This is a genomic window from Actinomadura rifamycini DSM 43936 (assembly GCF_000425065.1).
GTDB lineage: Bacteria > Actinomycetota > Actinomycetes > Streptosporangiales > Streptosporangiaceae > Spirillospora > Spirillospora rifamycini.
In genome coordinates this window covers 212,008-233,663 of record NZ_AULB01000003.1, presented here as the reverse complement: position 1 = coordinate 233,663, position 21,656 = coordinate 212,008, and the positions used below count along the sequence as shown (strand labels likewise).

General features: G+C 76.9%; 18 protein-coding genes. 5 read left to right on the top strand and 13 right to left on the bottom strand.

The genetic code is table 11. The features are described from left to right. Positions 1 to 17 precede the first annotated feature (17 nt). Positions 18 to 1,337, top strand: coding sequence for an MFS transporter (locus tag H505_RS39165; protein ID WP_051299990.1), 1,320 nt, complete (start codon positions 18 to 20; stop codon positions 1,335 to 1,337). After that, positions 1,334 to 2,614, top strand: coding sequence for an alkyl sulfatase dimerization domain-containing protein (locus H505_RS39160; RefSeq protein WP_051299989.1), 1,281 nt, complete (start codon positions 1,334 to 1,336; stop codon positions 2,612 to 2,614). Before H505_RS39165 ends, H505_RS39160 begins: the two co-directional genes overlap by 4 nt. A gap of 47 nt (positions 2,615 to 2,661) precedes the next feature. Here the strand turns inward: H505_RS39160 and H505_RS0100895 are convergent, their stop codons facing one another. The 5 genes from H505_RS0100895 to H505_RS0100875 are packed head-to-tail and all read right to left on the bottom strand — an operon-like array spanning position 2,662 to position 6,654. Continuing rightward, positions 2,662 to 3,459 carry an ABC transporter permease gene (locus H505_RS0100895; RefSeq protein WP_026400453.1) on the bottom strand — a complete coding sequence of 266 codons (798 nt, stop codon included), beginning with the start codon at positions 3,457 to 3,459 and terminating at the stop codon, positions 2,662 to 2,664. Beyond that, the gene (locus tag H505_RS0100890; RefSeq protein WP_034516103.1) at positions 3,456 to 4,403 is read right to left on the bottom strand and encodes an ATP-binding cassette domain-containing protein; all 948 of its coding nucleotides are present in this window, start codon (positions 4,401 to 4,403) and stop codon (positions 3,456 to 3,458) included. The genes H505_RS0100895 and H505_RS0100890 overlap by 4 nt, the downstream gene beginning before the upstream one ends. After that, on the bottom strand, positions 4,400 to 4,780 hold the full coding sequence (locus H505_RS0100885; protein ID WP_026400451.1) for a hypothetical protein: 381 nt from the start codon (positions 4,778 to 4,780) through the stop codon (positions 4,400 to 4,402). The genes H505_RS0100890 and H505_RS0100885 overlap by 4 nt, the downstream gene beginning before the upstream one ends. Before the next feature lie 38 nt (positions 4,781 to 4,818). Beyond that, positions 4,819 to 5,412 carry a helix-turn-helix domain-containing protein gene (locus H505_RS39155; RefSeq protein ID WP_064743433.1) on the bottom strand — a complete coding sequence of 198 codons (594 nt, stop codon included), beginning with the start codon at positions 5,410 to 5,412 and terminating at the stop codon, positions 4,819 to 4,821. A gap of 15 nt (positions 5,413 to 5,427) precedes the next feature. Beyond that, a complete protein-coding gene (locus tag H505_RS0100875) occupies positions 5,428 to 6,654 on the bottom strand; it encodes an MFS transporter (protein ID WP_084549690.1) in 1,227 nt (408 codons plus the stop codon). A gap of 235 nt (positions 6,655 to 6,889) precedes the next feature. Here H505_RS0100875 and H505_RS39150 point away from each other — a divergent pair, with 235 nt between their 5' ends. Beyond that, the gene (locus H505_RS39150) at positions 6,890 to 7,666 is read left to right on the top strand and encodes a PP2C family protein-serine/threonine phosphatase (protein WP_064743431.1); all 777 of its coding nucleotides are present in this window, start codon (positions 6,890 to 6,892) and stop codon (positions 7,664 to 7,666) included. Here H505_RS39150 and H505_RS0100865 read toward each other — a convergent pair. The 5 genes from H505_RS0100865 to H505_RS39145 form a co-directional block, all read right to left on the bottom strand. Beyond that, positions 7,641 to 8,759: an NAD(P)/FAD-dependent oxidoreductase gene (locus tag H505_RS0100865; RefSeq protein WP_026400449.1), complete on the bottom strand. Its 1,119-nt coding sequence runs from the start codon at positions 8,757 to 8,759 to the stop codon at positions 7,641 to 7,643. The genes H505_RS39150 and H505_RS0100865 overlap by 26 nt on opposite strands. Before the next feature lie 77 nt (positions 8,760 to 8,836). Next, entirely contained in the window at positions 8,837 to 9,709 is an 873-nt protein-coding gene (gene sigJ, locus H505_RS0100860; protein WP_026400448.1) for an RNA polymerase sigma factor SigJ, read from the bottom strand. 16 nt (positions 9,710 to 9,725) lie between these two features. After that, positions 9,726 to 10,367: a GNAT family N-acetyltransferase gene (locus H505_RS0100855; RefSeq protein ID WP_026400447.1), complete on the bottom strand. Its 642-nt coding sequence runs from the start codon at positions 10,365 to 10,367 to the stop codon at positions 9,726 to 9,728. A gap of 51 nt (positions 10,368 to 10,418) precedes the next feature. Continuing rightward, positions 10,419 to 10,853: a DUF5946 family protein gene (locus tag H505_RS0100850; protein ID WP_026400446.1), complete on the bottom strand. Its 435-nt coding sequence runs from the start codon at positions 10,851 to 10,853 to the stop codon at positions 10,419 to 10,421. A gap of 95 nt (positions 10,854 to 10,948) precedes the next feature. After that, entirely contained in the window at positions 10,949 to 11,482 is a 534-nt protein-coding gene (locus tag H505_RS39145) for a GNAT family N-acetyltransferase (RefSeq protein ID WP_051299987.1), read from the bottom strand. A gap of 164 nt (positions 11,483 to 11,646) precedes the next feature. Between H505_RS39145 and lon the strand changes: the two genes are divergently transcribed. Both lon and H505_RS0100835 read left to right on the top strand, forming a co-directional pair. Further along, entirely contained in the window at positions 11,647 to 14,043 is a 2,397-nt protein-coding gene (lon, locus tag H505_RS0100840; RefSeq protein WP_026400445.1) for an endopeptidase La, read from the top strand. A gap of 133 nt (positions 14,044 to 14,176) precedes the next feature. Further along, positions 14,177 to 14,662 (top strand): VanZ family protein, encoded by a 486-nt coding sequence (locus H505_RS0100835; protein WP_026400444.1) that lies wholly within the window; start codon positions 14,177 to 14,179, stop codon positions 14,660 to 14,662. A gap of 4 nt (positions 14,663 to 14,666) precedes the next feature. On the opposite strand, the gene H505_RS0100830 is transcribed toward H505_RS0100835, so the two are convergent. The 3 genes from H505_RS0100830 to H505_RS0100820 all read right to left on the bottom strand — a co-directional run bounded on the left by H505_RS0100830 (position 14,667) and on the right by H505_RS0100820 (position 21,641). Beyond that, the gene (locus H505_RS0100830; RefSeq protein WP_026400443.1) at positions 14,667 to 16,190 is read right to left on the bottom strand and encodes a nitroreductase family deazaflavin-dependent oxidoreductase; all 1,524 of its coding nucleotides are present in this window, start codon (positions 16,188 to 16,190) and stop codon (positions 14,667 to 14,669) included. A gap of 122 nt (positions 16,191 to 16,312) precedes the next feature. Next, positions 16,313 to 19,660: a hypothetical protein gene (locus H505_RS0100825; protein ID WP_034516101.1), complete on the bottom strand. Its 3,348-nt coding sequence runs from the start codon at positions 19,658 to 19,660 to the stop codon at positions 16,313 to 16,315. A gap of 31 nt (positions 19,661 to 19,691) precedes the next feature. After that, positions 19,692 to 21,641, bottom strand: coding sequence for a hypothetical protein (locus H505_RS0100820; RefSeq protein WP_157432852.1), 1,950 nt, complete (start codon positions 21,639 to 21,641; stop codon positions 19,692 to 19,694). Positions 21,642 to 21,656 lie beyond the last annotated feature (15 nt).

Below are 21,656 nucleotides of genomic sequence, written 5' to 3'. Positions count from 1 at the left end.
GAACGGACGGAGCACGCATGGCATCCACCGCGAAACCCCCGCAACCCGACGCGTCGCGTTCCCGCCGGGCGTGGACGGTCGTCGTCCTGCTCGTCCTGTTCATGATGATCAACTTCATGGACAAGGCGGTGCTGGGCCTCGCCGGCGACCACATCCGCGCGGAACTCCGGCTGACCGACACCGAGTTCGGCTCGATCGGCAGCGTGTTCTTCCTGCTGTTCAGCGTCTCGGGCGTCGCGGTCGGGTTCCTGGCCGACCGGCTGCCCGTCAGATGGCTGCTCGTCGGCCTGGTCGCGGTGTGGAGCGCCTCGCAGCTCGCGGTCGCCCTGCCGGCGGCGGGCCTGCTCACCCTGATGGTCACCCGGGTGACGCTCGGGATGGCCGAGGGCCCCGCGCTCGCGATGGCGAACCACACCGCGTTCAGCTGGTTCCCCGACCGGGAGCGGGCGCTGCCCAGCACGCTGCTGGCGACCGGCGGCGCGTTCGGCGTCGCGCTCGGCGCGCCGGCGCTGGCGGCGCTGATCACGAGCGCCGGCTGGCGGTCGGCGTTCCTGGTGACCGGCCTGCTCGGGGTGCTGTGGGTCGCGCTGTGGCTGGCGAAGGGCGGCGAGGGCGGGTACTCCGCGCGCGGCGCGGCGGCGGACGGCCCGCGCTTCCCGTTCCTGCGGATGATCACCTGCGGCACCGTCCTGGGCGGCCTCGCGGCGGGCTTCGCGGCGTACTGGTCGATGGCGGTCGCGGTCACCTGGCTGCCGCAGTACCTGCAGCGGGTGCACGGCATGGAGCTGGAGCGGGCGAGCCTCGTCACGGCGGCGACGCAGGTCGTCGGCATCGTCGTGATGCTGTCCATCGGCTACGCCTCGACCCGGATGACGCGTGCCGGACGGTCCAGCCGCGCGGCGCTCGGGTACCTCGGCGGCGCCGCGGTCGTCCTGTCGGGCGCCGCGATGCTGCTGGTCACCCGGTCGGGCGGGGGAGCGGCGTTCGTCGCGGTGCTGATGGTCGCCTACACGTTCGGCAACGCGTTCTTCGGGCTGATGCAGGCCGCGGCGGCCGAGCTGGCGCCCGTCCGGCAGCGCGGCGCGGTCCTCGGCACGGTGACCGCGCTGGCGTCCCTCGCCGGGGCGCTCGGCCCGGTGCTCACCGGCGCGATCGTGGACGCCGCGGGGACGGCCGAGGCCGGCTTCCGCCACGCGTTCGACCTCGGCGCCGCACTCATGATCGTCGGCGGTCTGCTGGCCGCCGCCTTCGTGCGCCCCGCCCGCGACCGCGCCGCGCTCGACGCGGCGCGCCCCGCGGGCGGCGGTTCCCGCGCACTGACGAAAGGACAGATATGAACATCAGGGAATACGCCGACAAGGTGTGGTCCGGCGAGAGCGACGACAGCATCGCCAACACCGGGATGGGCGGAAAGGGCGTCATCGACATCGCCGACGGGCTCGGCTGGAAGCCCGGGTTCGGCAACGTCATCGCGTTCCGCACGCGCGGCGAGCTGATCCTGTTCGACACGGGCAACGAGGCGTACGCCGGGAAGATGCACGCCCGGATCCGCGAGTGGACGTCCGACCCGCTGAGCCTCGCGTTCTACTCGCACGGCCACGTCGACCACGTCATGGGCATGGCCCCGTTCGACGCCGAGGACGGCCCGCGCGCCCAGGTCGTCGCGCACGAGAACGTCCGGGACCGCTTCGACCGGTACGCCCTCACCGCCGGGTACAACGCGGTGATCAACCAGCGGCAGTTCCAGATCCCGGGCCTGCGCTGGCCCACCGAGTACCGGCACCCGGACGTGACGTTCCGCGACGCCCTGACCGTCACCCGGGGCGACCTCACGTTCGAGCTGTTCCACGCGAAGGGCGAGACGGACGACGCCGCCGTCGCGTACGTCCCCGAGCACCGGCTGCTCCTGCCCGGCGACCTGTTCATCTGGCTCGCCCCCAACTGCGGCAACCCGCAGAAGGTGCAGCGCTACCCCCGCGAGTGGGCGCACGCGCTGCGCCGCATGGCCGCGCTCGGCGCCGAGATCATGATGCCGTCGCACGGCGCCCCCGTCTTCGGCGCCGACCGGATCGAGCAGGCGCTGCTGGAGACCGCCGAGTGGCTGGAGAGCATCGTCGACCAGACGCTCGGCCTGCTCAACGAAGGCCGCCGCCTCGACGAGATCGTCCACGCGGTGACGCCGCCCGCGCACCTCGCCGACCGCGTCTACCTGCAGGCGAAGTACGACGAGCCGGAGTTCATCGTCCGGAACCTGTGGCGCATGTACGGCGGCTGGTACGACGGCAACCCCGCGCACCTCAAGCCCGCCCCGGACGCCGCCGTGGCGCGGGCCGTCGCGGACCTGGCGGGCGGCGCCGCGAAGGTCGCCGACGCCGCCCGCCGCGCCGCCGCGGACGGCGACCTGCGGCTGGCCGCGCACCTCGCCGAGACGGCGGTGCTGGCCGACCCGCAGGACGCCGCGCTGCACGGGGCCCGCGCCGAGGTGTACGCCGCCCGCGCCGCCGCCGAGCCGTCGCTGATGGCGACCGGCGTGTTCAAGTGGGCCGCAGACGAGTCGCGGCGCGCCGCCGGCGGCGAGGCGTCCCCGAGCACCATCCCGGGCCTGATCGCCTGACCGCCCGGCAGCCCGGCCCCGGCCCCCGTGCCGGGGCCGGGGCCGGGTCAGGTGAGGTCGCGGCGCAGGGGCGCCGCGACGGCGGCGGCCGCGGCGAGGGCCGCGTACCCGAGGAGGACGAGCGTGCCCGCCACCGGCGGCAGCAGTCGGACGGGATCGGTCGCCATCTGCTGCGAGAGGGCGTCCGCGACCGCGGTGAAGTCGGTCAGCGCCGCGGTCGCCCCGCCCGGCAGCCATGGGTAGAGCCACCGGACGCCCGGCACCATCATCAGCAGCGTCTCGCCCGCGTACAGGTAGCCGATGACGACGCCGAGCGCCGCCGTCCGGTTCGGGATCAGCGCGCCCATCCCGATGCCGAGCAGCGTGTACACCGTCATCGCCACGCCGATGCGGGCGAGCAGGGCGAGGATCGTCCCGGCGGGCAGCCCCAGGTCGACGCCCTTCGCCGCGGCGACGCCGAAGAACGCGGCGGCGGCCGTGCCCGCGAGCACCGCCCCGTACCCGGCCCCGGCGGCGCCGTGCACCAGCAGTTTCGCCGCGAGGACCCGCCCGCGGCGCGGCGCGAACAGGAACGTGGCGTCGGCCGTCCGGTGCCGGTACTCCGACGCCATCGCCAGCGTGCCGACCGCGGCCGGGACGAGCGCGGTGAACCCGAGCATCCCCAGGACCGACCGGACGCCCTCCTCGGTGTGCAGGCCCGGCATCGGCGGGTCGAAGTTCTCCGGGCCGACGGCGGTCAGCACGCCGACGAGCCCGCCCCCGGCGAGCCCGCCGAGCAGCAGGATCCCGAGCCAGACCCGGGTGGCGAGCAGCTTGCGGAACTCCGCCTTGACCAGCCGGCTCATCGCGCCCCTCCGGTGAGTTCCAGGAACAGCCGCTCCAGGTCGAGTTCCTCGGTGGACAGGCCGTGGACGCGCAGCCCGTGCGCGGCGGCGAGGGCCGCGACGCCCGCGGCGTCCAGCCCGTGCACCCGCAGCTCCTCGGGCGCGTCCGGCCCGGCCGGTTCGGCGCGCACGGGACGTCCGGGCGGCGCCTCCCGGACGAGCGTCCGCGCGAGCTCGGCCGCGTCCGGCGAGCGGACCAGGACGGCGGGCGCCGCGCCCGCGAGGCCGTCCAGCGCCCCGGCCGCCACGACCCGGCCGCCGCGGATCACCACGACGTCGTCGGCGATCTGCCGCACCTCGCCGAGCGCGTGGCTGGAGAACAGGATCGTGCGGCCCTCGCCCGCGAGGCGGCGCAGGAACGTCCGGAGCCAGGCCATGCCCTCCGGGTCCAGGCCGTTGCCGGGCTCGTCGAGCAGCAGCACCGGCGGGTCGCCCAGCAGCGCGGTCGCGAGGTTCAGCCGCTGCCGCATGCCGGTGGAGAAGCCGCCGGTCCGGCGGTCCGCCGCCGCGGCGAGCCCGAGGACGCCGAGCAGCTCGTCGACGCGCCCGTCCGGGTGCCCGCCCATCGCCGCGTACACGCGCAGGTGGTCGCGCGCCGTGTGCGCCGGGTGGAACGTCGAGGCGTCGAAGACCGCGCCGACCGTCGCCGACGGGTTCGGGATGTCGCGGTAGCGCCGCCCCCCGACCGTCGCCGTCCCGGACGTCGGCGCCACCAGCCCGACGATCATCCGCATCGTCGTGGTCTTCCCGGCGCCGTTCGGACCGAGGAAGCCGGTGACCCGGCCGGGCTCGACGGTGAAGCCGGCGCCGTCCACGGCCACGACGTCGCCGAACCGCTTGGTCAGCCCGGACACCTCGATCCGCGGCCCGGTCGCGTCCGAGCTCGTCGCGTCCGGGCCCGTCACGTCCGGCCCCGGCGGTCCGCGGCGGCGCGGTGGATGCGCCGGGTGAGCCCCGCCGCGTCCCGGTGGGAGACGACGATCTCGTCGAAGTCGTCCCCGGCGAGCTCCCGGTTCAGCGTCAGGTGCAGGCCGGGGCGTCCGCGCCGCACCGCCACGAGCCGGCGCGGGCCGCGCACGAGCCCCCAGACGCCGATCTTCGCCACGCCGGAGACGTGGCAGCCGCGCCGGGTACCGCGCGGGACGCGCAGCGGCCGGTCGACGCACGCGGCGCCGTCGACGGCGGCGAGCGGGACGGTGACCCGGCCGCGGCCCGTCCAGGTGCGTTCCCACCTGCCGAACTCGATGTCGATGCGGTCGCGGGCGACCTTCACTTCGGCCATGTCATCGCCTTTCTCGTCGCGGCCCGGGGTCCGGGCCGTCAGGTGTCGTCGGGGGCCTCGCCGGGGTCGCCGGCGGGCGCTTCCTCGGCAGGGTCGTCGGGCGGGGCGACGGGCATGAGGACGGTCGCGAGCAGGCGCGGCGTCCGTCCCCCGCCCGGCTCGTTCGCGGTGAGCGGGCCGACGAGTTCGGCGAAGCCGCGCGCGAACTCGGCGAACTCCGCGTCGTCCAGGTGCAGGACGGCCTGCTGGTAGCCGACGCCGTCGGCGACGAGGTCGATCTCGTCGCGCGCCAGGTAGCGGGAGAAGTCGGCGAGGAGGCTGGAGACGAACGCGGTGAAGTACCGCCCGTGGTCCTCGGCGGTCGCCGCGGCCAGCTCCTCGGGTCCGAGCACCGCGCCGCCGGGCGGCATCGTGTAGACGCGCTCCTGCCCGATCCGCCGCTCCTCGGTCACCTCCAGCAGGCCGCCCTTGGCGAGCGCGGCCAGGTGCCGGTACAGGGTCGCCTGCGGGACGTCCGGCAGCAGCGCGGCGATCTCCCGCGTCGTGCGGCGCCCGCCGGCGACCGAGCGGAGGATCCGCAGCCGTACCGGATGGAGCGCCAGCTCCTCCCACCGCTCCTTCGATGTGCTCACGGACGCACTTTATCATTATCGATAATGAGAACTCCACAGGTGGTGGAGGTGGCGGGCCAGCGCGGCCGCCGCCAGCGCGGCCACCAGCCCGCAGACGCCCGGCCAGCCGAACGCCGCGTGGGCGCGGGCGCCCAGCCACGAGCCGGCGCTGCCGCCGAGGAACGCGCACGTCATGTACGCGGTGTTGATCCGGCTGCGCGCGTCCGGCCGGAGCGCGAAGATCCGCGCCTGGTTCGCGACCATCCCGGCCTGCATCGCCACGTCGAGCAGCAGCGTGCCCGCCCCCAGCGCCACGAGCCCCGCCGTGCCGCCGAGGACGCCCAGCGCGAGGACGCCCGCGGCCGCGATCGTCCCCGCGATCGCGGCGAGGCTCACCGCGTCCGCGCCCCGCCGGTCGACGAGGCGTCCGGCCGCCGGCGTGCACGCCATCGTCACCCCGCCGACCAGGGCCAGGACGCCGACGGCGGACGCCCCCAGCCGGTACTCGGGACCCGTCAGGTACAGCGCGGCGCCCGTCCACACCGCCTGGAACCCGCCGAAGACGGCCGCCTGGTACAGGCACGAACGCCGCAGCGCCGGCTCGCGCCGCAGCAGCCGCGGCGCCGCCGCGAGCAGCGTCCGGTACGGCACCCGGGCGGGCGGCCGCGCCACCGGCAGCGCGGCCGCCAGCACGGCCGCCAGCACCAGCGCGGCCGCCGCCGACACCACGTACGGGCCGCGCCAGCCCAGCCGGTCGCCGACGACGCCGCCGAAGGCGCGGGCCAGCAGCATCCCGCCGATCGACCCGCTCAGCAGCGTCCCTAGCACGGCGCCGCGCCGCTCGTCGGCGACCAGCCCGGCCGCCATCGGCGCGATCACCTGCGCGACCACCGTCGTGATCCCGACGAACGCGCTCGCGCCGAGCAGCGGCGGCAGCGCCGGGGACCCGGCCGCCGCGAGCAGCCCGATCCCGGTCAGCACGAGCAGCACGACGATCAGCGTCCGGTGCGGGATCCGGTCGCCGAGCGGCACCAGCAGGAAGTTCCCGGCCGCGTAGCCGAACTGCGCGGCTGTCGCCACCAGCGCCGCCGTGCCGGGGGAGACGCCGAGGCCGTCCGCGACGAGCGGGCCGACCGCCTGCGGGAAGTAGAGGTTGCCGACCGCGACACCGCAGGTCAGCGCGAGAAGGAGGACGAGCCGGCGGCCGAGCGGGGCCGGCTCGCCGCAGCGCGCGGGCGCCGCGGAAGGGGCGTGCGAGGACACGGGACTCCACGATTCGACACGGCGGAGCCGCCGGGCTCCGCGAGAGACAGGCCGTCAGGGGCTCGCCTCGGCGCCGGGAGCGCGTGCCGCGCGCCCGGTCAGGGCGCGGCGCGCTCCGCCGCCGAGGCGTCGGTCGCGGTCGTGCGGAGAACCGGGTGGCGCATCGATCGTCCTCTCGTGGGAGCGGACGCACGTTCTCATGCGGTTCGTCCGCCCGGCAAGCTATTTTCCCGTCATGCCCTGTGCCGAGTGCGGCGGTACCGTCGCGCCCGACGGCCGCTGCTGGGACTGCGGGGCCGCGCAGCCCGCCTACCGCGCCCACCTGGAGACGGCCGTCCCCGGCGCCGCCGGGGTCGCCGACCGCGGCCGCCGGGACGTCAACGCCGACGCGATGGCCCTGGTCGCGGCCGGGCCGTGGACGATCGGCGTCGTCTGCGACGGCGTCTCCATGGCGCCCCGCGCCGACCGGGCGGCCCGGGTCGCCGCCGACACGGCCGCGGCCGTCCTCGCCGCCCGGCTCCCCGCCGGCGTCCTGCCCGAGACCGCGCTGGACGAGGCCGCCGCCCGCGCGGGCCGCGCCGTCGCCGCGCTCGCGGCGTCCGCCCGGTCCGCCCCGGCGTGCACGTACGTCGCGGGCGTCGCCGGACCGGACGGCCTGTGGGCGAGCTGGATCGGCGACAGCCGCGCCTACTGGCTCCCCGACGAGGGGCCCGGCACCGCGCTCACCGAGGACGACGTCGGGGAGCACGACGCGATCGCCGCCTGGCTCGGCGCCGACGCGGGCGAGCCGGAGCCCAGCTGCCGCAGCCTGCGCCCCGCGGGCGCGGGCCGCCTCCTGCTCTGCACCGACGGGCTGTGGCGGTACCTGCCCGACCCCGCCCCGCTGCGCGCCGCCATGCCGGGCGGGAGCCCCCTGGACGACGCGCGCGCCCTGGTCGGGCGCGCGCTGGACGCGGGCGGCGCGGACAACGTCACCGCCCTGCTCGTCAGTATCCCGCCGCCGCCACGTTAGGGCGGCGCATCGCGAACACCGTGCCGCGCACGACGGCCTCCTTCACCCGCGCCGCCGAGCGCCCCGTCAGGACGGCCCGCTCGATGGGCGTGTCGTCCGCCCGGGTGAACTGGACGACGCCGTCGCGGCGCCCCAGGCTGACGCACTGCGACATGTAGCGCAGCTTCGCCGGCCGCGGCTCGCGGCCCCGGGCGAGCGCCCCCGCGGCCGCCCCGCCGTACAGGCCCATCGGCACGCCGATCTGGCAGGACATCCGCGCCGCGCGGCCCCGCACCGGCAGCACGGCGACGTCCCCGACGGCGACCACCTCCGGGTGGCTCCGCGCCCGGAGCGCTCCGTCCACGCGGACGCGCCCGCGCTCGTCCACCTCCAGTCCCGCGTCGGCGGCCAGCGGCGCGACGCGGAAGCCCGCCGTCCACACGACCGCGTCCGCCGGCAGGTCGCGGCCGTCCGCCAGCAGCAGGCCGTCCGCGGCGACGGTCGCGACCCGCTCGTCCTCGTGCACCGCGACGCCCATCCGCGCCAGCGCCCGGTGCACGTGGCGGCGCGCGCGGGGGCCGAGGCCCTCGCCGAGCGGCCCGGCGGTGACGAGCTCGACGCGCAGCTCCGGCCGCGCCTCGGCGAGCTCGGCCGCCGTCTCGATCCCGGTCAGGCCGCCGCCGACCACCGCCACCGACCCCAGCTCCGGCAGGCGCTCCCGCAGGAGCCCCGCGTCCGCCTTCCGCGCGATCCCCAGCGCGTGCTCGCGCGCCCCCGGCACGGCGTCCAGGTCGGCGGTGCTGCCGAGCGCGTAGACGAGCGTGTCGTAGCCGAGGTCCGCGGCGCCGTCCAGGCGGACGGTCCGGGCGCCCGCGTCGAGGCCCGTCGCGCGGGCGACGACGAGCTCGACGCCCGTCCCGTCGAGCAGGCCCGCGAGCGGCAGGTCCGCGGGGTCCTGCCCGGCCGCGAACTGGTGGAGCCGGACCCGCTCGACGAAGCGGTCGGACGCGTTGACGAGGGTCACCCGGGCGTCCGGTCCGGCGGTCCGGGCCGCGCGCTTGGCCGCGGCCAGCCCCGCGTATCCGGCGCCGAGCACCACGATGCGGTGAGTCATGCTTCCTCCTCGCTCGAGTTCCGGAAGCTGAACCGGTCAGGGCCCCGATCCGTGACGGCCCGCGCGCGTGACGCCGCTCACACGAGCTGCGCGGCGACGAACGCCAGCTTGCGCGGCGCCAGGACGATCCGCACGCGGGCGACCCGCCCGTCCTCGACCTGCACCGACAGCACGCCGGACAGCGCGTCCCCGACCCAGAACAGGACGGTCGGCTCCCCGTTGACCTCCGCGACCCGGCTCGTCACCCGCGCCGCCTCCGGGCGCCGCCCCAGCCCGCGCAGGTACCGCAGGACGGTCGCGCGCCCCGCGATCGGGCGCCGCGCGGCCGACGCCTCGCCGCCGCCGTCCGCCACCGCGACGACGTCCTCGGCCAGCAGCCGCTCGAGCGCCGCGACGTCCCCGTCCAGCGTCGCCCCGAAGAACGTCTCGACGATCCGCCGGTGCCGCCCGGTGTCGACGTCCCGCCTTCGGCCGTCCTCCCCGACGTGCGCGCGCGCCCGCCGGTGGAGCTGGCGGGAATGGTCCTCCCCGATGCCGAGGATCTCCGCGATCTCCCGGTGCGGATGCCCGAACGCCTCCCGCAGGATGAACACCGCGCGCTCCGCCGGGGACAGCCGCTCCAGCAGCACCAGCACGCCCAGCGACACCGACTCCCGCTGCTCCACCGTCTCCAGCGGCCCCAGCGCCCCGTCCGCGGTCAGCACCGGCTCCGGCAGCCACGGGCCCGTGTAGCTCTCCCGCCGCACCCGCGCCAGCGACAGCCGGTTGAGGCACAGGTTCGTCACCACCGTCGTCAGCCACGCCGCCGGCACCTCGACCCGGTCGGCCCGGTTCCACCGCAGGTAGGCGTCCTGCACGACGTCCTCGGCCTCGGCCGCCGACCCCAGCATCCGGTACGCGAGCCCCATCAGCCGGGGCCGCTGCCCCTGGAACACCTCGACGTCCGCCATGCCGCCGACAATAAACTCAGACGCCGAAGAACGGCAGGCAGGACGCGAGCCCGCGGATCTCGACGTCCACCGCGCGGTGCCGCTCCCACCCGGCCCGATCGAGGACGAACCGCCGGTCGATGCGCCGCTCGTCCCGCACCCGCAACCGCTCGGTCCCGTTCGGCTCGTACCCGAGCTTCCGCGACACCGCGACGGACGCCGCGTTGTCGGCGAACGCCGCGCTCACCGCCGTCTCGGCGCCCAGCCCCTCGAACGCGAGCGCGAGCACCGCCGCGCGCATCTCCGTGCCGACGCCCCGCCCCTGGAAGCGGCGCCCGAGCCACGAGCCGGTCCCGACCTCCCGCACCACGGCGAAGTCGCGGGCGCCGACGCTCTGGACGCCGACCGTCCGGCCGTCGAGGAACACGGCGAGCTGCAGCGTCCAGTTCTCGGGCGTCCATTCCGCGAGCTGCCGCCAGTGGAACTGGATGTGCGCCCGCGCGCGCTCCGCCGGGGGCGCGTCCGTCCAGGGCGTCGCGAAGGGCATCGCCGCCGGATCGTGGACCCCCTCGGCGGCCAGGTCGCCCGCGGAGTCGAGTTCCCGCAGGTCGGGCAGGCGAAACTCCAGCCGGGGCGTCCGCAGGACGAGCCCGTACAAAGGCCAGTTAGTGAGGGTCACCGAGCCCATTATTCGCGCGGGATCTCCCCTTGAGAAACGGTTTTCCCCGCGTCATTCCGGACGCGCCGTCCACGCCTCGACGGTCGCGGCCGCCCATTCCCGGACCCGGTCGGGGAAACCGTCCGCGGGGAACGTGCCGTCGCCCGCGACCTCGGCGATGGTGACGGCGAACCGCGCGGGCGGCGTCCCGGAGGGCGCCCGCGCGCCCGTGGCCGGGCCCTCGCGGCGGCGGTGCGAGTTCGCGCGCCGGAATCCGGACACCACCCGTTCGGCGCCCGCCCGTCCGTCCCGCAGGAAGGCGTCCAGGATCGTCCAGCCGAACGGCGGCGCGGACACCAGCCGGCTCGGATGCTGGTACACGAAGCACGCGACGGACACGCCGTGCAGCGGCCCCCACGGCTCGCGCCGCGAGTGGTCGAGCGCCAGCAGCTCCTGGAACAGGTCGTCGCAGGGCCCGGGGCCGCCGCATTCGGGACAGTTCGTCACGGTTCTCCCTCAGCTTGCGACGGCACGCTCGACCGGCGCGCCCGGCCCGCTACGTGCACCGGCCGCCGTCATCGGCAACCTGCCACGCTCCCACCTCACCCGCAACGCGATTTCCGGCTCGCGGGGCCGTCGTCGAGGGCGATCCAGAACCGGTCCTCGCCGCGCTTCCGCCCGGCGGGGACGCCGCCGTTGGCGAGGACGACCCGGCGGGACGCCTCGTTGCCCGGCGCGCAGGTCACCAGCACGCGCGCGAGGCCGCGCCGGGCGCACTCGTCCAGACCGGCGGCGAGCATCCGGGTCGCGTGGCCGCGCCGGCGCCACGGCGCCACGACGTGGTAGCCGACGTGCCCGCCCGCGTCGGCGAGGACCGCCGTCAACCGGTGGCGGAGGATCAGCGTGCCGAGGTAGTGCCCGCCCGCGACGTACCAGAACGTCGTGGTCGGGACGCCCCAGCGGACGTGGACGCCGCGCCGTCCCGCGACGAACGCGCGGAAGTCGGCGAAGGCGGGCGCGAGCCATGCGGCGGACGTCCCCTCGGCGCGGCAGTCGGCCAGTTCGCCCGCGAGGAATGACTCCCGCAGCGCCGCCGTTGGCTGCACGAGACGGCACGGGGCGTGCTCGAAGGCCATGCGCCCAGTGTCGTGAACGGGGGGCTCCGGCGTTGATCGCTGAGAGCGAACGGGGGGAGGAAACAAAATGCTGCTCCGTTTTCTTGAGTGTGGATGACTCAACCTTCTGGAGTTGGGTCGCCGGTCCTCCCGAGGGGCCGGTGGGACACGGACTTGGAGTGAGCATGAGCGAGACCCTGACGCTGCCGGTGCTGCCCCTGGACGACGGGGCCGTTCTGCCGGGCATGGTGGTGCCCCTCGACCTGTCCGGCGACGCGGAGGTGCGGGCGGCCATCGAGGCGGCGCGGGCGGTGGCGCAGACGAAGGGGCCGGGGATACGGACGCCCGGCAAGCCGCGGGTGCTGCTGGTGCCGCGGCTGGACGGGCAGTACGCGGCGGTCGGGACCCTGGGCGTGGTCGAGCAGGAGGGGCGGCTGCCCGGCGGGGAGCCGGGGGCCGTCGTGCGCGGCGTCGCCCGGGTGCGGATCGGCACGGGGACGACCGGGCCGGGCGCGGCGCTGTGGGTCGAGGGGACCCTGATCGAGAAGCAGGCGCCGTCCGGACGGGCGCAGGAGCTGGCGAAGGAGTACAAGGGCCTCGTCAGCGCGATCCTGCAGAAGCGCGGCGCGTGGCAGGTCGTCGACGTGGTGCAGCAGATCGACGACCCGTCGACGCTCGCGGACAACGCGGGGTACGCGCCCTACCTGTCGGACGAGCAGAAGGTGGAGGTGCTGGAGACGACGGACGTCGTCGAGCGGCTCACCCTCGTGATCGGCTGGGCGCGCGACCACCTCGCCGAGCTGGACGTCGCGGAGACGATCCGCAAGGACGTGCAGGAGGGCATGGAGAAGACGCAGCGGGAGTTCCTGCTGCGGCAGCAGCAGGAGGCCATCCGCAAGGAGCTGGCCGAGCTGAACGGCGACCCCGCCGACGAGGAGGACGACTACCGCGCCCGGATCGAGGCGGCGGACCTGCCGGAGAAGGTGCGGGAGGCCGCGCTGAAGGAGGTCGACAAGCTCGAGCGGTCGTCGGACGCGTCGCCGGAGGGCGGCTGGATCCGCACCTGGCTCGACACCGTCCTCGACATCCCGTGGAACGAGCGGACCGAGGACGCCTACGACATCGCGGGCGCCCGGGAGATCCTGGACGCCGACCACGCGGGCCTCGACGACGTGAAGGAGCGCATCATCGAGTACCTGGCGGTGCGCAAGCGCCGCGAGGAGCGGGGGCTCGGCGTGGTCGGCGGGCGGCGCAGCGGCGCGGTGCTCGCGCTGGCCGGGCCTCCCGGGGTCGGCAAGACGTCGCTGGGCGAGTCGGTCGCGCGGGCGATGGGCCGCACGTTCGTCCGGGTCGCGCTGGGCGGCGTCCGGGACGAGGCCGAGATCCGCGGCCACCGGCGGACGTACGTGGGGGCGCTGCCCGGCCGGATCGTGCGGGCGATCCGGGAGGCGGGGTCGATGAACCCGGTCGTCCTGCTGGACGAGGTCGACAAGGTCGGCGCCGACTACCGGGGCGACCCGACGGCGGCGCTGCTGGAGGTGCTGGACCCGGAGCAGAACCACACGTTCCGCGACCACTACCTGGAGGTCGAGCTCGACCTGAGCGACGTCCTGTTCCTGGCGACGGCGAACGTGGTGGAGGCGATCCCGGGGCCGCTGCTGGACCGGATGGAGCTGGTGCAGCTCGACGGCTACACCGAGCACGAGAAGGTGACGATCGCCCGCGACCACCTGCTGCCGCGCCAGCTCGGCAAGGCGGGGCTGGAGCCGTCGGAGGTGGCGCTGGACGACGCGGCGCTGCGGCTGCTCGCGTCCGAGTACACCCGCGAGGCGGGCGTCCGGTCGCTGGACCGGTCGATCGCGCGGGTGCTGCGGAAGATCGCCGCGAACGTCGCGCTGGAGAAGGCGTCGCTGCCGGTCTCGGTCGGCCCCGACGACCTCAAGGACTACCTGGGCCGGCCGCGGTTCACGCCGGAGGTGGAGCTGAGCCGGGGCGAGCGGCGCACCGGGGTGCCGGGCGTCGCGACCGGCCTCGCGGTGACCGGCGCGGGCGGGGACGTCCTGTACATCGAGGCGTCGCTGGCCGACCGGGAGACCGGCGACACCGGGGTGACGCTGACCGGGCAGCTCGGCGACGTGATGAAGGAGTCGGCGCGGATCGCGCTGAGCTACCTGCGGTCGCGGGGCGCGGAGCTGGAGCTGCCGGTCGGCGACCTGAAGGACCGCGGCGTGCACGTCCACGTGCCGGCGGGCGCGATCCCGAAGGACGGGCCGAGCGCGGGCATCACGATGACGACGGCGCTGGCGTCGCTGCTGTCGGGGCGTGCGGTGCGGCCGGACGTCGCGATGACCGGCGAGGTGTCGCTGACCGGGCGGGTGCTGCCGATCGGCGGGCTGAAGCAGAAGCTGCTGGCGGCGAGCCGCCTCGGCATCACCACCGCGATCGTCCCGAAGCGCAACGAGCCCGACCTGGAGGAGGTGCCGCAGGAGGTGCTGGACGGCTTGACGGTGTTCACCGTCAGCGACGTCCGGGAGGTCCTCGACCTGGCGCTGGAGCCCGCCACGACGGCCGTCGCCGCCTGACGGGACGGGACGCCCGCGGCCCGGCCGGGCCGCGGGCGTCCGCCTGCCCGCGGTCCGGTCCGGGAGGGGCATATCGGACGTCCGAATCGCGCCGGCGGGCATGCGGGGGCGCGGGCGGGGGAGGAGGGGCGCCGTGTTGGTCGAAATGTGGCAGCCCGCTCCGCCCGGTGAACGCGTCCCCCGGCACCTCCTCGCGCTGCGCGCCGCCGTCGCCGTCACGGCGCTCGTGTTGCTCGGCGGCTTCTGCTACGTCGCGTTCCGGCTCACGCTGACGCCCGTGCGCGACGAGGGGCAGGCCGGGGCGAACTTCCGGCCCGGCGACTCCCTGCGCTTCTACCTGGACCGCCCGACCAAGGAGGCGGTGCTCCAGCTCGGCGGCAACCTCGCCCTGCTCGCCCCCATCGGGGTGCTGGTGCCGCTGGTCGCCAAGCGGCTGCGCGGCCCGGTCCGGCTCGCCGTGCTGACGGCGCTGCTCTCGTTCGCGGTCGAGCTGGTGCAGGGCGCGTTCGTGGTCGGCCGCGCCTTCGACATCGACGACGTGATCCTGAACGTCGCCGGGGTCGTCCTCGCGTACCTGCTCCTCGGCCGCCGGCTGTCCCGGTCCCTGCGCGGTTCGTGACGGGTCAGCGGGGGGTGAGGCGGAAGACGCGGAGCCGCCGGGTGGTGCGCTCCACGTAGCGGTCGTAGACCGGCCAGACCCGGACGAGCCGGGGCCAGGCTTCGGCGCGCTCGTCGTCGTCGAGGAGGTGCGCCTTGACGGGGACGGCGCGGCCGCGGAACAGGACCTCGGCCTCCGGCGTCCTGAGGAGGTTGCCGGTCCAGGCGGGGTGCTTCTCGCGGCCGAAGTTGGAGCCGACGACGAGCCACGACCCGTCCCGCTCGGGCAGGCACGCCAGCGGGGTCGTGCGGGGCAGGCCGCTCACCGCGCCCGTGGTGGTGAGGATCAGGCTGGGCACGAGGAGCTGCCCGAGCATGAGGCGGCCGCCGGTCAGCCGGTTGAGGGTGCGGTCGACGGGCGGGACGATCCGGGGCCCGGCCTTCGCGAACCAGGCGGACCCGGAGACCCGGTGGAAGACGGGGCCCAGCACCCGCTGGACGGCGGTGCGCTCGGCGGCGGGGACGTGCGCCGCCGGGGGCGCGAGCCGTCCCGCGCGGCGCGCGTCCAGGTGCCCGGACGCGGCGAGCCAGCGCAGCCCGTCGGCGACCGTCTCCTCCACGGGGCGCAGCGTGATGCCGAGCGCGTCGAGGACGGGGCGGTCGTCGGTCGGGACGAGCGTCACCATGAACTCGGCCGCGTCCCGCGTCAGCGGGTAGTCGAAGGACCGGACGCGCTTGGCCGCGTCGAGCGCGGACCCGAGGCCGAGCATCACCGGGGACGGCACGCGGAAGGTGCGCGGCCGGACGCCGGTGAGCGCGCCGCACAGCGCCGCGAGCCGCGGCCACGTGAGGTAGCGGCCGCCCAGCACCCAGCGGCTCGCGCCCTGCCGGGACTCGACGGCGCGGGCGAGGGCCTCGGCGAGGTCGCGGACGTCCAGCACGGAGACGCCGCCGCCCGGCAGCGGCCAGACCTTCGACAGGGCCCCCACGAGCCCCTCCGGCAGGGCGTCGAGGACGGGCTGGTCGGGGCCGAACACGCCGCCCGGGTAGACGATCGTGACGGGCGCGCCGTCGTCCTGGAGGCCGCGCGCGTAGCGTTCGGCGGCGACCTTCGAGCGCCCGTAGCCGGTGCGGGGGCCGGCGAGGGGCGCGTCCGCGGTGATCAGCGGGCCCGCCGGGGGGACGAACACGCCGATCGTGGACACGTGGATCACCGGGGCGAGCCCGGCGGCGACGGCCCCGCCGACGACGTTGCGCGTCCCGGCGACGTTGGCGTCGACGACGTCGCGGCCGTGGCCGGTGACGCCGATCGCGGCGGCCGCGTGGATCGCGGCGTCGCAGCCCTCGAGGGCCTCGGCGACGGCCCCGGCGTCCAGCATGTCGCCCCGGACGAACTCGACGTCGCCGTCGGCGACGCCGAGCGCCCCGAGGACCCGTGCCGCCTTCCCCGGATCGCGCACCAGCGCGCGCGGCGCGTGGCCGCGCGCGAGGAGCGCCCGGACGGTGTGCGACCCGACGAACCCGGAGGCGCCTGTGACGAGAACCCGCATGTCGACAACCTAATGCTTGCTAGGCGCCCCCTCAAGATCGTTCCGTGGGGCGCGTTCGCCGGCCTCCGCGGGCGCCCGGCCGGACGTGCGCGGATGCCGGCGGACGAGCCGTACGAGCGGCCTCACTCCTCGGCCGTGTGGATCCGCCGTGCCGTGAACACCACGTCCGGTTCCGGGTGGGCGCGCAGCTCCCGCAGCAGCGACCGCCACTCCCGCGGCCAGCCCGCCTCGTCGCCGTGCAGCTCGGCGAGCGCGCACGCGAACAGGCCGCCGGCGAGGTCGCCCCGCGCCGCGAGCCGGGCGGCGTGCGGGTGGACGTCCTCGGCGTCCGGCACGTCCGGCACGACGTAGCCGTAGTGCAGGTCGTCGTCCTCACCGCCCGCGAGCGCCTCGGCGACCGCCGCGGCGGCGAGGGCGCCGAGTCCCGCGCAGCCGTCGGCGAGCGCGTCCAGGGCGTCGTCCACCTCGTCCTCGCCGGCGTCCCAGTCGAGCGTCGCGGCCGACAGCTCGAGCGCGAGCGGCACCGGGAGCCGCCCCGCGACCGCGGCGAGCGCCGGCTCGCTCGCCGCGCGGTCCCGCGCGGCGCCGCCGCGGATCGCCGACACCAGCGCGGCCAGCCGCTGCGCGGCCGGGAGGTCGCGCTCGGCCTCGGCGTTCGCGCCGTCGCCCGTCCCGGCGAGCGTCGCGACGGCGGCGCCCAGCTCGTCCGCGCCCAGGCCCTCGCGCACGCAGCCCAGCAGCGCGAGCATCGCGGCCCGCCAGCGGCGCGTCTCCCCGAGATCGGTGAGGACGCCCGCGAGCAGCCCCGGGACCTCCGGCGCCCACGGCGCCCACCGGCCCAGCACCTCCAGCGCCCCGTCGGCGGCCTCCGGGTCGTCCGACCCGGCCACCCGGACGATCAGCGCCGCGTACTCCGCCCGGTACCGCTCCTCGATCTCGTGCGGCCACCCGCCGAGCACCTGCCGCGCGAGGTCCCGCGGCCCCTGCGCCGCCTCCGCCAGGACGCGCCGCGCGACCGGGTCGGCGATGTACGGGCGGAGCGCCGACGCGATCGCCGCGCGCACGTCCCGGTGCTGGCGCGGGTCGTCCCACGCCTCCGCGGCGACGGACAGCGCGTCCGGCACCCGGGTCCGCAGCAGGATCCGCAGCGCCTCCTTCCGCGCGGTGATCTTGCCGTCCGCCAGCACCGGCCGCAGCAGCGGCCCCAGCGCGCTCGGCCGGACGAACCGCGCCGCCCGTCCCGCCGCGTACACGGCGACGTGCGCGTCGTCGGACGACGCCCGCGCCAGCAGATCGGGCAGGACGTCCTGCGGCGACGACGTCCACGGCGCCGCGCTCAGCGCCGCCCGCCGCAGGTGCGCGTCGTCCGACTCCAGGTACGGGCGCAGCCGCTCCGCGCCCGTCCCCGGCACCGCCGCGATCGCCGCGACCGCCCCGGCCCGCGCGGACTCCGCGGCGCCCTCGTCGCCCGCCGCCCGCTCCAGCAGCCGCAGGTACGCGGCGTGCTGCCGCGCCGTCCAGCGCCGCGTCCACGCGCCCTCCGCCCGCGGGACGTACGCGACGTCGTCGCGCTGGAACCGCCCGGCCGCGCTCCCGGACAGCACCAGGTGCAGCAGGTCGGTGCGCTCGGACGCGATCGCGGCGAGCACCGCCGGGACCGCGACGGCCGACGGGTCCTTGCCCACCACCCGCTCGACCCGCTCGCCGCGCGTCCCCGGCGGCTCCAGCCACAGCGCGATCGCGGCGGTGATGGTCCGGTCGTCGGTGGCGTCGAGCGCCTTCTCCAGCGCGTCCTGCAGCACCGGCACCACGTGGGCGCGGCGGCCGAGCGCCCGGACGAGCGCCAGCGCGAGCGCGTGGTCGTCGCGGCGGGCGTCCCGCTCCAGCAGCGGCGCCAGATGCTCGACGAGCCGGTGCTCCTGCCCGCGCGGCAGCCCCCGGTCGAGCCTGGGCAGGTGCGCGAACCCCGCGTGCCCCACCACCCGCTCCAGCAGCCCGACGCCGAACACCGCCAGGTCGCCCTCGTCCCGCAGCGCGCCCTGCCGGGCGAACGCCACCGCGATCTGGGCGAGCTTCTGCCGGGTCGTGTACGAGCAGTCCCGGGCGTCCAGCGCGTCCTCGGCGAACCGGCGGACGGACTCGGCGTGCCCGGCGCGCAGCAGCCCCTCCGGGACCGACGCCAGCGCGTCCAGCGCCCTGAGCCGGACCGGGTCCTGCTCGTTGCGGAGCCGGTCGAACGACTCCAGGAGCGCGCCCAGCGCCTCCGGGTCCCGCTCGCGGCCCGCGCAGCGGACGAGCAGCGCGTACCCCGCCGCGCGCTCCTCGGCGTCCGGCCGCCGGATCAGCTCGGCCAGCACCGGGCGCGCCTCCTCGAACGGCAGGAACGCGGTCACCCGCCGCACCTGCGCCGGATCGTCGGCGACCGCGCGCAGCCCCAGCATCCGGCGCGCCTCCCGGACCCGCACGTCCCGCGGCAGGACGTCCAGCAGCGCGTCCCCGAGGACGGCGGCGGTCAGGTCGACGCCGCGCATCGCCGTGTCGAACAGCGCGCCCCGCTCGCTCGGCGGCACCGCCTTCAGCAGCAGCCGCAGCGTGTGCTCGTCGCCCCGGACCGCCCGGGCGACCTCCGCGAGCGCGTCCCCGCCGATCCGGACGATCCGCTCCCGCACCGCGCGGCGGCGCACCAGCGCCCCCGCCCGCCGCCCGTCCGCCAGCAGCAGCCGCAGCGTCCGCTCCGGCTCCGCGTCCAGCAGCCGCCCGACCCCGGGCAGCAGCGCCCATGGCAGGTCGCCGGTGTGCCAGTACTCCTCGAGCAGCCCCACCACGCGTGCCGGGTCGTGCTCCACCGCCGCCGCGACGCCCGTCCCGTGCCACTGCCACCAGGACGCCCGCGCGCCCTCCGCCAGCGCCCGCAGGCTCTCCTCGGCGTGGTCGAGGACGGCCGCGGGGTGCGCCCGTCCCAGCGAGTGCCGGTTCGGGACGGCGTGCGCGAGCGCCCTGAGGCGTCCCGCCGCGACCTCCGGGCCGCACGCGGGCAGCAGCGACGCCGCCTCGTCCTCGCCCCACCGGTCCGCGACCGGCCCGAGGAGCGCGTCCGCGAGGTCGCGCCGCCGGTGCTTGCGGACGGCCCGGTACGTCGCCGCGCGGATCGCCGCGGGCGCGTCCAGCAGGCTCTCCAGCAGCGCCTCCGGCCCCGGCGCGTACCGCACCGACAGCCGCACCGCCTGCTGCGAGATCCACGCGTCGGGGTCGCGCGTCGCGGCCAGCACGTGCGCGATCGACGCCTCGTCCCGCACCGCCGACGCGACGAACAGCGCCGTCGCCCGCTCGTACCAGCCCCGCCCTCCCAGCTCGTCCAGCAGCCCGGCGAGCGCCGGGTCTCCCGCCGACTCCCGCAGCCGCACGAGGCGGCGGACCCGGTCGGGATACGACAGCGGTTCGATCTCATCGAGCAGTTCGTCGGCACGCATGCGGGCATCCTTCCGGATCCCCCGCCCACTTTCACCCGCTTTGCACCCCGCCCCGGGCCGTCTTGCGGGCCAGGAGGGCGAGGGAGTCGCGCTGGCGGGACGTCCAGCGGCGGGTCCACGCGGGGTGGATGCGGCGGGGGTCGAGGTCGGGGGTGAGGACGAGGTCCAGCAGGTCGGTGCGTTCGGTCGCGATGGCGTGCAGGACGGACGGGACGGCGACGGCGGACGGGTGCCGCGAGACGACGCGGGCGACGCGGTCGGCGCGCGTGCGCGGCGGGGCGAGCCAGAGGGTGATGGCCGTGTCGCGGGTTCGCCCTTCGGCCTCGTCGACGGTCCGGGCCAGCGCGCGCCGCAGGGACGGGACCTCCTCGGTGCGGCGCCCCAGGAGGTTCGCGAACAGGAGCGTGAACCGGTGGTCGCCGAGGTACGGGGCGAGCGCGTCGCTCAGGAAGGTCTCGCGGCCGCGCGGCAGGAGGTGGTCGAGCCGCTGCGCCACGAAACCCGGCCGGCGGTGGAGCAGGCCGAGGCCGCGCTCCAGGACGGCGGGGTCCTCCCGGGCGAGGCCCGTGCGGACGAGTCCGGCGGCGAGCCGGTCGACGGCGGGCATGGCGTTCCGGGGGTCCTCGCGCGCGTCGAGGAGGCGGCGGGCGAAGCGCTCGACGGCGGCCGCGTGCTCGGCGCGCAGGGCGGCGTCCGGGAGCGCGTAGAGGGCGAGCGCGACGGTGTCGAGGGACGGGCCCGCCGGGTCCACGCGGTGCAGGAACCGCAGGGCGTCGGAGAGGGTTTCCGGACGGCCGTCGCGTTCGGCGCACCGGATGAGCAGCGCGGCGCCCCGGGCGCGGGCGTCGGCGTCCTCCCGGTGCGTCATGCCCTCCAGCAGCGGGCGGGCCTCGGCGTAGGGGAGGTGCGCGAACAGCGGCAGGTCGCGCTCGATGCCCCGGGGCGCGTTGCGGCGGGCCTCGCGGGCCCGCAGCGGGCGGGGGAGGAGGTCGAGCAGCGCGTCCAGGTGCGCGCGTCCGCCGTCGGCCTCGGCCGCGGCGCGGACGGCGGCGAAGAGGCGCTCGCGGCGGCCGGGCGGGACGGCCCGCAGCAGGCTCCGCACGGCGGGCCCCCGGGCGCCGCCCGCGTGCTCGTGGACGGCGCGGGCGACCGCCGCCAGGTCGTCGTCGCCGTACCGGCGCAGGCGGGTCCGGACGCAGCGCCGGTTCACGATCAGGAGCCACAGTCGGGGACGCAGCGGCCCGAGCAGGACGCGCAGCATCCGCTCGGGCTCGGCGTCCATGAGCACGCCCGCCTTCCCGGCGAGCGGCGCCGGCAGGTCGTCCAGGTGCTCCAGCAGGGCGACGACCCGGGCGGGGGAGCGGTGCGCGGCCTCGGCGAGGCCGGGGGCGAGCGTCCGCAGCCGCGAGGGGGCGCGCTCCGCGTGGTCCAGGACGAGGTCCGGGTGCGCGCGGCCGAGGAGCTTCCAGGACGGGACGGCGGGCGCGAGCGCCTCCAGGCGGGACGCGACCGCCGCCGGGCGGCACGTGGGGAGGAGCGACGCGGCCTCCGCGGCGCCCCACCGCTCGGCGACCCGGTCGACGAGCGCGTCGGCGAGGCCGTCGCGGCGGTGCTTGCGGACGGCGCTCCAGGCGGCCTTCCGGACGGGCGCGGAGGCGTCCGCGAGGAGGTCGAGCAGCTCGCCGGCGCCCGCCCCGAACCGCACCGCGAGCCGGACGGCCGGGCCCGCGAGCCCGAGCGGCCCGACCCTCGCGGTGACGGCGATGTGCTCGCGGGACGCCTCGTCCCGCGCGGCCGCCGCGAGCGCGAGCGCCAGCCCCCGCTCGTACGGGCCGCGCTGCCCGAGGTCGACGAGCAGCGGGACGAGGTCCCGCCCGCCCGCGAGCCGGCGCAGGTCCGCGACGCGGCGGCGGCGCTCGGCGTGGGCGAGCGGCTCGACCTCGGCGAGCAGGGCGTCGGCGGGACGCATGTCCGTGCGCATGCCCCGCATCATGCC

Excerpts from the sequence above, each read along its gene's own strand:
- H505_RS0100885 (WP_026400451.1), bottom strand. The coding sequence starts at position 4,780 with ATGGCCGAAGTGAAGGTCGCCCGCGACCGCATCGACATCGAGTTCGGC.
- H505_RS39150 (WP_064743431.1), top strand. The coding sequence starts at position 6,890 with ATGCCCTGTGCCGAGTGCGGCGGTACCGTCGCGCCCGACGGCCGCTGC.
- H505_RS39165 (WP_051299990.1), top strand. The coding sequence starts at position 18 with ATGGCATCCACCGCGAAACCCCCGCAACCCGACGCGTCGCGTTCCCGC.
- sigJ (WP_026400448.1), bottom strand. The coding sequence starts at position 9,709 with ATGGCGGACGTCGAGGTGTTCCAGGGGCAGCGGCCCCGGCTGATGGGG.
- lon (WP_026400445.1), top strand. The coding sequence starts at position 11,647 with ATGAGCGAGACCCTGACGCTGCCGGTGCTGCCCCTGGACGACGGGGCC.
- H505_RS0100895 (WP_026400453.1), bottom strand. The coding sequence starts at position 3,459 with ATGAGCCGGCTGGTCAAGGCGGAGTTCCGCAAGCTGCTCGCCACCCGG.
- H505_RS39145 (WP_051299987.1), bottom strand. The coding sequence starts at position 11,482 with ATGGCCTTCGAGCACGCCCCGTGCCGTCTCGTGCAGCCAACGGCGGCG.
- H505_RS0100820 (WP_157432852.1), bottom strand. The coding sequence starts at position 21,641 with ATGCGCACGGACATGCGTCCCGCCGACGCCCTGCTCGCCGAGGTCGAG.
- H505_RS0100825 (WP_034516101.1), bottom strand. The coding sequence starts at position 19,660 with ATGCGTGCCGACGAACTGCTCGATGAGATCGAACCGCTGTCGTATCCC.
- H505_RS0100865 (WP_026400449.1), bottom strand. The coding sequence starts at position 8,759 with ATGACTCACCGCATCGTGGTGCTCGGCGCCGGATACGCGGGGCTGGCC.
- H505_RS39160 (WP_051299989.1), top strand. The coding sequence starts at position 1,334 with ATGAACATCAGGGAATACGCCGACAAGGTGTGGTCCGGCGAGAGCGAC.
- H505_RS0100830 (WP_026400443.1), bottom strand. The coding sequence starts at position 16,190 with ATGCGGGTTCTCGTCACAGGCGCCTCCGGGTTCGTCGGGTCGCACACC.